This window comes from Dysgonomonas sp. 521 (genome assembly GCF_010501055.1).
In the GTDB taxonomy this organism is placed as follows: Bacteria; Bacteroidota; Bacteroidia; order Bacteroidales; family Dysgonomonadaceae; genus Dysgonomonas.
The window spans coordinates 109,449-119,804 of the sequence record NZ_QVMO01000004.1 but is presented as its reverse complement, the minus strand read 5'-3'; the positions used below and the strand labels follow the sequence as shown (position 1 = coordinate 119,804).

Below are 10,356 nucleotides of genomic sequence, written 5' to 3'. Positions count from 1 at the left end.
GGTGCCGTTTGATCCGTCAGGCACTCTTCCCTTTTGATAAAGGGAAGTCCCCGAAGGGGGAAGGGTTAGACAACTAATGTTACAATAAATACTTTACATTACTTATAAAGAGATCTTTTGATATAGTTAGAGGGAAAAAGGTAACAAGTAATAGTAATGAAAAAAGTGTCACATTTGACTACGCTTCGCTCCGTCGATTTTCAATTGTCACTTTTTAGTAACATCTCTAAAAATTTGAACAAATAAAATTTAAACAGTTACTTATTTCATATTTTTGTATCAAAATAATTTAGACATGAAGTTTATAGCGATCATTCCGGCACGATATGCCTCTACCCGTTTTCCGGGTAAACCGTTGGCCGATATGGGAGGGAGGCCAATGATACAACGTGTATATGAGCAAGTGCAAAAGGCGGTGGATAATGTGTGGGTTGCCACTGACGACACACGTATATCCGATGCTGTGGCCGCCTTCGGAGGTAAGGTTGTAATGACATCCGCAGAGCATCGTAGCGGTACAGACCGTATACAGGAAGCATATACCAGGATAGGGGAATCGTTCGATGTAATAATAAACGTACAGGGAGACGAGCCTTTTATACAACCGGAACAGATTGATGCTTTGAAAAACTGCTTTGATAGCCGGGATGTTGAATTGGCAACTCTTGTAAAACCTTTCAGGAAAGAAGACGGATTCGAAACCCTGTTTAATCCTAATTCGCCGAAAGTAGTTATCAATAAGAACAACGAAGCTATCTATTTCAGCCGTTCCATTGTGCCGTATATACGCGATGTTCATCATGCCGAATGGCTGGATAAACATATATTTTACAAACATATAGGTATGTATGCCTATCGCGCGGATGTGTTGAAGGAAATCACGCAACTGCCGCAGTCTTCCCTCGAAAAGGCTGAATCACTGGAGCAACTTCGCTGGATAGAGAACGGTTACCATATCCGTGTGGGATATACCGATGTGGAAACAATAGGCATCGATACGCCGGAGGATATGGAGAGGGCGATAAGACTGTTATAATGAGAGTTAAATGCCTCCTGTGGAGACATGTTTTCCAGTCGGTTCCTTCGGGGCAATAGGCTACTGTGTTCTTTTAAACCTTGATTAGCGTTAATAATTGTCTTTAAAAATATATTTGTTTACAATTTACCACAAACACATAATTAATTGACAATCAGGTATATAACTGTGCTTTGTGCGATTCTGTGGTTAAAAGTCAAGATGACTTCAAAACCTAAAAAACGCTATAAATCACTATAGATGCATTAAACACTTGTTTAGTTTGATATTCTTTTCTATTTTTGCATCTTAAACAATCGTTTAGAACACATGTTTAACAATGAAGAATCTTCCGAAGTCCGGAAACGGATATTGAAGGAAGCACAAATCCTTTTCATAAAAAACGGCTACAAAGGCACCAGTGTCAGGGATATAGCTAAGGCTTCCGGCACGAATGTGGCAATGGTAAATTATTATTTCCAGTCGAAATATAATCTATTTGAGATCATCTTTGAAGATGCCCTCGATATCTTTACTAAAAGGATATTTGAGACTATACATTCAGACCTTCCGTTTTTTGAGCTGATAGAAATGTGGATACACACCTACTATGAGCTTCTTTTCGAATACCCTCAGATAGCAGCGTTTATACTGAATGAGGTAAGCCTGAATCCCGAAGGGCTGACCCAGCGTATTAAAAAGCGTAATCCTTATGGTTCCTTTAGTAAGATAGAGGAGCGCATAGAAGAGGAGATAAAAAAAGGCACGATCAGGGAGACCCCTGCCGCCGATTTCTTATTGAATATACTTTCGATGTGTATGTTCCCTTTCATGTTTAGTAACCTGGCGATGACCTTAATGGAAATCCCTTCAAATATTTACAGTGAACTGATAGCTAATCATGAAAAATACGTCATACAGTTTACCATAAACGCATTGAAACCATGCGAAAATGAATTGAAAACAGAAAAAGCTACACTATAATGAGTACGAGGCAACAATACAAAATGGGTGTTGATGTAGGGTCGACAACCGTGAAGGTTGTGGTTTTAAACAACGAACTACAAATTATTTATAAGTCATACTGCAGGCATCAGGCAAATATACAACAAACGCTGGTCGCTGAATTACAAAAGGTCATCGAACTATATCCTGACACAGGGTTTACTGTCAATATATCCGGTTCGGCCGGTATGGGTATCGGCGAACGTGTCGGGATATCATTTGTACAGGAAGTAGTGGCTGCCGTAGAGGTGGTAAAGAATGTATATCCTGCCGCCCATACGCTGATCGACCTGGGAGGCGAAGATGCCAAGACGGTATTCTTTAACGAAGGGCGCCATCCTGATATCCGCATGAATGGCAGCTGCGCAGGAGGTACGGGCGCGTTTATAGACCAGATGGCAAGCCTGATGAATATCTCGATCGAAGAACTGGGTGTAAAGGCGCTTGATTTTGACAAGATATATCCGATTGCTTCACGCTGTGGCGTATTTGCGAAGACAGACGTACAGAACCTGATTAGCCGTAATATTCCGGTTTCGGATATTTCAGCTTCCATTCTGCATGCTGTAGCTTTACAGTCGGTAACTACATTGGCACGCGGGTGCGATGTTATTCCCAAAGTGATTTGTATAGGCGGGCCATTGACATTTATCCCTGCGTTGCGGAATGCCTTTCGCGATGTGCTGAAAATACAGGATTCGGATATTATAGTTCCTGAAAACGGAGAATATTTTCCGGCATGGGGTTCCGCCCTTTACGAGGGAGAAGATGCTAAAGTTTTCGATCTGGAAGAACTGGTTGCAAAACTTTCCGAATCTACTTCATCGAATCATACCGATGCTCTGGAACCATTATTTAAGGATGAACTTGAATATATCTCATGGGATGCAAACCGTAACGTAAAGGCTCTTAAATTTAAAGAACTGGGTACAGATAAATATGTAGAATGCTTCCTTGGTATAGATTCCGGCTCCACTACGTCTAAAGTGGTAGTGATGGACACGGACGCTAACATTATCTACAAATTCTACGGAAACAACGAAGGTAATCCGCTGAAAAAAGTGATGGAAGGATTATCCTTGTTCTATAAAGAAGCGGAAGCAAAAGGCGTTACCGTGAAATTCCTGTCTTCTGCCGCTACCGGCTACGGCGAGGATTTAATGAAATCTGCGCTTGGGCTCGATTACGGCATTGTGGAGACTATTGCCCATCTCTCGGGCGCACAATATGTTGACCCGAATGTTTCATTCGTATTAGATATTGGCGGTCAGGACATCAAATCGATATTCATTAGTAATGGGCTGATTTCCAATATAGAGCTGAACGAAGCTTGTTCGGCCGGTTGTGGCTCGTTCCTGCAGAACTTTGCCTCTACTATGAATATGCAATTGTCTGACTTTGCGCGGGCTGCCTGTCTGGCAAAATATCCGAGCGATTTGGGTTCACGCTGTACTGTGTTTATGAACTCGAAGGTAAAGCAATCGTTGAGGGAGAATGCGGGTAATGACGATATTGCTGCCGGATTGGCCTATTCCGTTGTCAAAAACTGCCTGTTCAAGGTACTTAAGATATCCAACCTGAACCTGTTGGGAGACCATATTGTAGTGCAGGGAGGTACATTCCGCAACGATGCGGTTTACCGTGCACTGGAAATGCTGTCGGGTAAAACCGTTAGTTCTACAGACCATCCCGAACTGATGGGTGCCTTAGGGGCTGCCTTATACTCGCAACGCCTGTGGGAAAAGAAACAAGAGGAAACATCTTTCTTGGGGAAAGAAGCCTTGTTCGATCTGAGCACAATAGATTCTAAGGAACTGACATGTAAGGGTTGTACAAATATGTGTTCGGTACTCCGTTTCAAATTCAATAATGGCAATATCAGTTATGCCGGGAACAAATGTGAGAAGGTGTTCTTCAATAAGAACGTAGAACGTAGGGAAGGATACAATGCCTTCGACCAGAAAAACGATATACTTTTCAGCCGCCCTGTAAATGCGGACAATATAAACAAAGGGAAAACAATCGGTATACCGCGTGTACTGAATATGTTCGATAACTATCCGTTCTGGCATACATTGTTTGCAGAGTGCGGATTTAATGTACGCCTTTCGCCCGAATCTACTTTCCCGCTTTACCAGAAGGGAGTAGGGGGAGTGATGTCGGATAATATCTGTTTCCCTGCCAAACTGGTGCATGGGCACATCCTTTCACTTATCGAAAGTAAGGTGGACAGGATATTTTATCCGATAGTACCGAAAGAAGAAAAAGAATTCGGACAGGCATCCAATTCGTTTAACTGCCCTGTAGTAAGCGGATATCCCGATGTAATACAGAGTTCGATAGACCCTTCAGGCCGTCATGGTATTCCATTTGATGAACCTGTAATTACATTTAGTAGCGATAAGGCTTTGGCTAAAGGTTGTTTCAAATATTTATCCGGATTGGGCGTATCAAAAGAGACTTTCGACAAGGCATTCCCAAAAGCAGTAGCTGTTAAAGACGGATTAAGGCAGGAGCTTTATGGATTCCAGAAAGAATTGTTGAATAAAGCATTGGAAACCGGCGAACTGACCTTTGTAGTAGCAGGACGCCCTTATCATACCGACCCGCTGATTCATCAGAAAGTAGGACAAATCCTTTCCGATTTGGGAGTGACAGTACTTACAGACGATGTGTTCCGCAAACCGGAAAGTCATGGTTTCGGCAAGCTGAACATCGTGTCGCAATGGTCGTACCCTAACCGTGTGGTACAGGCCGCGATGGAAGTAGCCAAGCTGCCTCAAAATGTACAGTTGATACAGCTTAACTCATTCGGTTGCGGTCCCGACTCTTTCTTTATGGACGAAACCCGTGATATACTGAAAGCCGTAGGTAAAAATATAACGGTGCTCCGTATCGACGAAATAGCCAGTCCGGGTTCTATCCGCCTGCGTTTGCGTTCATTGGTAGAATCACTGAAAGCCGTGAAATCATACGATGCGGTTTCCGATAATTACTACAGGGGCTATTCTGTCCCTTATAAGAAAGCAAAGGATAAGAATAAAACGATCCTGCTGCCTTGGCTTTGTGACTTTATTTCGCCATTTGCGCCTGCATTGGGAGAACTTCTTGGGCTAAAGGTGGAGAATCTGCCGAAATCGAATAAAATATCAGCCGACCTCGGCTTGATGTATGGAAACAACGAGGTTTGTTATCCGTCTACCCTTGTCTTAGGAGATATTATCAGTGCCTTGCAGTCGGGGAATTATGATGTAAAGGATATTGTGCTGGCCATTACCCAGACAGGTGGGCAATGCCGCGCGACAAATTATATAGCGCAGATTAAGACCGGACTGCAAAATGCCGGGTTCAACGATATTCCGGTGATAGCCCTTACTTCGGGCGAAACGTATCAGAACGATGAAAGTGAGTTCACTTTGGAATGGAAAAAGGTTGCAAAACTGGCTATTCCGATTGTTCTTTATGGCGACGGCCTACAACAGATGCACAGCGCTATTTCTGTGCGTGAGAAGAAAGAAGGCGCATCGCAAGAGGTGTTTGATTTCTACATCGAGCGGGGTATCGATGCTATTCGTGCAAAAGATGCGAAAACACTGTTTCGATTGCTAAAAGAAGCGGTTGAAGACTTTAATAATGTACCTATATATAATAAAGAGTACTCTAAGGTTGGGCTTATCGGGGAAATATTTGTGAAATATAATAACTATGCGCAGGCAAATATCTCCGAATGGCTACGTTCACGTAATGTGGAGGTTTCCACTCCCCCATTATTAGACTTCCTGATGCAGTTCTTTGTTAACAGCAAAGTAAACGTGGCGAATGGACTGGCAGAAGAGACCATCTTTTCTAAAACATTGAAACCTATTATCTGGTGGTATATCAACAGAAAGGTAAGAAAGTCTGAAAAGATCCTCCGCAAATTCAAATTCTATGAAGCATCCGAATCTATTTATGCCAAAGCCGAAGCAGCTTCAGAAGTATTGAATCTTTCCAATCAGTTTGGCGAAGGCTGGCTGATACCCGGGGAGATTGCGCACTATGCCCGCAAAGGTGTTAATAAAGTGGTTTGTCTGCAACCATTCGGATGTATCGCAAACCATATTGTGGCAAAGGGTGTAGAGAAACGTATCAAGGAAATTTATCCGAATATGAATATCCTATATCTGGACATTGACGGAGGTATCGCCGAGGTAAATCTGCAAAACCGCCTGCATTTTATGATATAATCCGGGAAATAATTAAATAGTAGACAGAGGGTGTGTCAAAAGTCTGTCATTCCGTGCCTGACATGGAATCTCCTGAGAAAGTTATCGGTCCAATGTCATCAACTTAAGGATTATGGAACCAAAGATCAGGACTGAAAGCCCGTCTTATTTCAGTCTTAGCTTGAAGACATTGGGGCATCGGCCTGCGAAAATTGCAATGCTTAGAAACCACTATCTGAAAGACAAGACAGCATATATTTTGCCTTTCGGACAATTTGTTAATTAGCAATGTTTTCCATATTGGATATTTTTTTGTCATGTACTTAGGGAAAAATATATCTTAGCAGGTATAGTTATACGAAATTACACAACTATGAAAAATATATATATTCTTTTTTCTCTCTTCCTTTTAGCAGCACAAGCTTATTCGCAGGATAACTACAAAAAGCTGGCCGATAGCCTCAGGTATGTCGTAGATGTACCCTACATTCATAATTGCAGCGATCCTGTACTCTGGCGTATTGTAGATAAGGGTCTTGATATTGTCCCATCCCTGATAGATAAAATGTCGGACACAAAAGAAACAGATGTGCCTGTCAGATTTTTCGGTGGGAACTATACAATAGCGGATGTAGCCTATGTGGCCATACAGGAAATAATCGGTGACGTCCCTACCTTTGAGTTATTAGGTGTGGATTTTGATGAGAATGGATGCGGGTATTGCACTTATTGGTTCCATCTGAGGGAAAGTAAAAAAAATCGAAAAAAATTCCAGCAGGCTGTCTTCAAATGGTATGGTGAAAATAAAGATGCGCTGGTCTGGGTAAAGAATTCACAATCTGTTACAGGGGATTGCCTTCGTCCGGATGGAGGACATTATGAGGTAAAAAAAACAGGAGATACAACTTTCTGATTGCATCTCCTGTGGTGTATATAAATGTGTAAGGATGAGGCTAATTATTAGGTCTTTCAGCCATAGCGGTTAATTGTCCTTTGGTTTTCAGGTTTTCCATGAGGAATCTATCCCCGTCTTCTACTTCTACGATAGCATATTTGCCTATTCCGCATATCTGCATCTCATCAAGGGCGTCTACCAGATTCTTATAGTTTGACTTTTCTGTTGGTTTTATTAAAACGGTAAGCCCGCCTTTTTCCTTTTTTATTTCGCTTACCATGTCCTTAAATTGTTTTTCAGTTATTTCCTTTTTATAGCGTCTTTGCCTCAAATCCTTTATTTTAGACATGTTTTCGTTATTCCTCTCTAGCAGGATATTGCGTACACCCAGACTATTAGTCTCTTTCAGTGATGTGTAGTCGTCATAGTTGGCCAGTCCTTCGTAGTAATATACTTTGTCATTTTCTCCTAAAATTACTGTAACTGAGGTAGATGCCCGTTCTTTGTGTGTCTCGTCCGTATCTGCCGGCATGGCTACATCCATTATCTGTGGAATACTGAGTGTGGCGCAAAACATGAAGAAAGTAATCAGCAACATATTCATATCCACCATCGGGGTAAAGTCTACTCTCAATGCTTGTCTTTTAGGCTTGCCTTTTTTAGCTTCACTATTGCCTGTATCTATGTGTGCCATAATATTTGTTTTTTTAAGTGTTAAACATCTGTTTTTACCTAATAGAGAGAACGGATGTTGAAATTCCATAAAAAACGATGGCTTTTTTTCTATATATTTTATCTTTGTGCTGAACTTAATGATTTTAGCGCTGTATGAAGCAACGAATAATACTCTTTTTTACCATCTTTTTTTACTTTATCCTGCTCTTTTTTATCGGAAAAACTGTATTCCTGTTGATACATGCTTCTATAGGCGGAGGCATAAGCCCGCGAGATATAGTGAATGTGCTGTATCATGGTTTACCTTTAGATATGTCTATGAGCGGGTATCTTACGGTAATACCCGCGCTCATACTTATATCGTCCATATGGCTTAAGCCTAAATTTATAGCATCTATCTCCGGCATCTATTTCGGTATTATATTCCTGTTAATGGCTATCATTACCGTTGTCGATATAGTCGTTTACCCATATTGGGGCTTTCATTTCGATTCCACGGTCTTTCTTTATCTACAGAAGCCGAAAGAGACCTTTGCCAGCGCCTCCGCGTTGGACTTTGCTTTCGGAATATTAGGTATAGCCGTTTATATTGCTATTGCATATATGGGGTATGCATTCTTTATTAAAAAGCAGATATTAAAGTTAAATGTACCCCAAAATATAATAAAAGCATGTATTGTTCTTGTTTTGCTAACAGGCGCCTTATTCCTGCCTATTAGGGGTGGAGTAACTGTATCTACAATGAATATAGGGCAGGTATATTATAGCGACAATATGTTCCTCAATCATGCGGCCATCAATCCCGAATTTAACCTGATGGCTTCATTCTTCAAATCAGATAACTTCGGGTCGCAGTATCAGTTTTATGATAAAGAAGAGGCCGGGAAAATCTTTGCGGAGTTGAATTTCCAGCCGCACAGCGACAGCGTACCCAAACTATTGAATACAGATAGGCCGGATATTATACTCTTTATCCTCGAAAGTTTTTCGTCCGATGCAGCATTAGACTCTATCGTAGCACCCAATATGAGCCGCTTTGCAAAAGAAGGTGTCTTTTTTTCTTCTTTTTTTGCCAACAGTTTCCGTACCGACAGGGGGCTTGTCTCTATACTGAGCGGATACCCGGCACATCCTACGGTAGCCATCATGAAATATCCGCGGAAAACCGAAAATCTGCCCACTATCCCCAAAACGCTGAAACAGGCGGGTTATGATAACCTTTCCTTTTATTATGGAGGCGATGCCGATTTTGCCAACATGCGTTCTTACTTTGTGGGGGCATGCGGCATAAAGGATATTGTGGCCGATAAGGAGTTCCCTGTCAGCGAGCGCATGACCAAATGGGGTGTGCCCGACAAACTACTGATAGACAGGTTGTATAATGACCTGACGACAAAACCGCAAGAAAAGCCTTACTTCAAGGTAGCGCTCACGCTGAGCAGCCACGAACCTTTCGATGTGCCTCGTGGCAAGTTTGAAGAGCCGTTTCTCGATGCCGTAAACTACACGGACGACTGCCTGGGCAAGTTTGTAGAGCGACTGAAAAAAACAGACCGATGGGACAATACATTAATCATATTCGTAGCCGACCATGCCATACAGTCGTATCCGCAAGGGTTGAACAACAGCGACCCTAAGCGCTTCCGTATACCGATGATATGGATGGGCGGTGCGGTAAAGCAGCCCTGCGAGGTATCTGAGTCAGGTGCTCAGAACGACTTAGCCGCAACTTTGCTGTCACAGTTGAATCTGAAGTATGACAATTTCAGTTTTAGCAAAGATATGTTGAATGCCGAAGGTAACAAGTTTGCGTTTTACTCCTATGTAAACGGGTTCTGCATGACTGATTCTACAGGAACCGTTACTTATGACAACGACAAGCAGGCTGTTATTTATCAGGAGGGTAAGCCTGATATGGAAAAAAAGGCCAAATCTTTTTTTCAAATGATGTATCTTGATTTAGGGGAAAGATAATTGGGGATTGTCTTTTAATAAAAGGCAGTTTACAATAATTCTTCATTAAACATTCTTTGCCTCAGAATGTTAATGTATTATCAAATAACGAATAAGGAGGGCTTTATTATGAGAACAATATTTGCACTGGCTATTCTTGCCGTTTTAGGTTTTAGTTGTAAGTCGGGCGAAAGCCTGACCAAGGAAGAAACTATTTCCCGTATGAAGGAGAAGATTGAATCCACAAATTATACTTTTGTTCCCCAAACAGCTTTGCCAATGGGTGGCAAGACGGTTAATCTTAATTATTCATATTCACTGAAAGTATCGAAAGATACTGTCGATTCTTATTTACCCTACTTCGGGAGAGCATATACAGCCCCGATGTCTCCTACCGATGGAGGAATAAAATTTACCAGCAAGGATTTTGAATATTCGGTTTCAGAGAAGAAAAATGGGATGTGGGATGTTACTATAATTACCAAAGATATACGAACAAAATATACTTTAAACCTTTCGATCGGAGATACCGGATATGCCACTTTAACAGTGAACCAGAACAACCGGCAACCCATAAGTTTTTACGGAAAGATTGAATAATTAATAAT

7 protein-coding genes are annotated in these 10,356 nt (G+C 41.7%); 6 read left to right on the top strand and 1 reads right to left on the bottom strand.

The genetic code is table 11. The features are described 5' to 3' along the window. The first annotated feature begins 295 nt into the window (after positions 1-295). The 4 genes from kdsB (at position 296) to D0T84_RS02830 (ending at position 7,138) form a co-directional block, all read left to right on the top strand. Complete coding sequence (gene kdsB, locus D0T84_RS02845; protein ID WP_163305805.1) at positions 296-1,036, top strand: 3-deoxy-manno-octulosonate cytidylyltransferase; 741 nt, start codon at positions 296-298, stop codon at positions 1,034-1,036. Between the two features lie 309 nt (positions 1,037-1,345). Beyond that, a complete protein-coding gene (locus D0T84_RS02840; protein ID WP_163305802.1) occupies positions 1,346-1,999 on the top strand; it encodes a TetR/AcrR family transcriptional regulator in 654 nt (217 codons plus the stop codon). After that, complete coding sequence (locus D0T84_RS02835; RefSeq protein WP_163305799.1) at positions 1,999-6,246, top strand: acyl-CoA dehydratase activase-related protein; 4,248 nt, start codon at positions 1,999-2,001, stop codon at positions 6,244-6,246. The genes D0T84_RS02840 and D0T84_RS02835 overlap by 1 nt, the downstream gene beginning before the upstream one ends. 352 nt (positions 6,247-6,598) lie before the next feature. After that, positions 6,599-7,138: a hypothetical protein gene (locus D0T84_RS02830; RefSeq protein ID WP_163305797.1), complete on the top strand. Its 540-nt coding sequence runs from the start codon at positions 6,599-6,601 to the stop codon at positions 7,136-7,138. A 40-nt stretch (positions 7,139-7,178) separates the two neighbouring features. Here D0T84_RS02830 and D0T84_RS02825 read toward each other — a convergent pair whose 3' ends face one another. Continuing rightward, entirely contained in the window at positions 7,179-7,814 is a 636-nt protein-coding gene (locus D0T84_RS02825; protein ID WP_163305794.1) for a biopolymer transporter ExbD, read from the bottom strand. Positions 7,815-7,948: 134 nt separating this feature from the next. Between D0T84_RS02825 and D0T84_RS02820 the strand changes: the two genes are divergently transcribed. Further along, positions 7,949-9,769, top strand: coding sequence for an LTA synthase family protein (locus D0T84_RS02820; RefSeq protein ID WP_163305791.1), 1,821 nt, complete (start codon positions 7,949-7,951; stop codon positions 9,767-9,769). 108 nt (positions 9,770-9,877) lie between these two features. Further along, positions 9,878-10,348, top strand: a complete 471-nt coding sequence (locus tag D0T84_RS02815) for a DUF4251 domain-containing protein (RefSeq protein ID WP_163305788.1) — start codon at positions 9,878-9,880, stop codon at positions 10,346-10,348. Positions 10,349-10,356 lie beyond the last annotated feature (8 nt).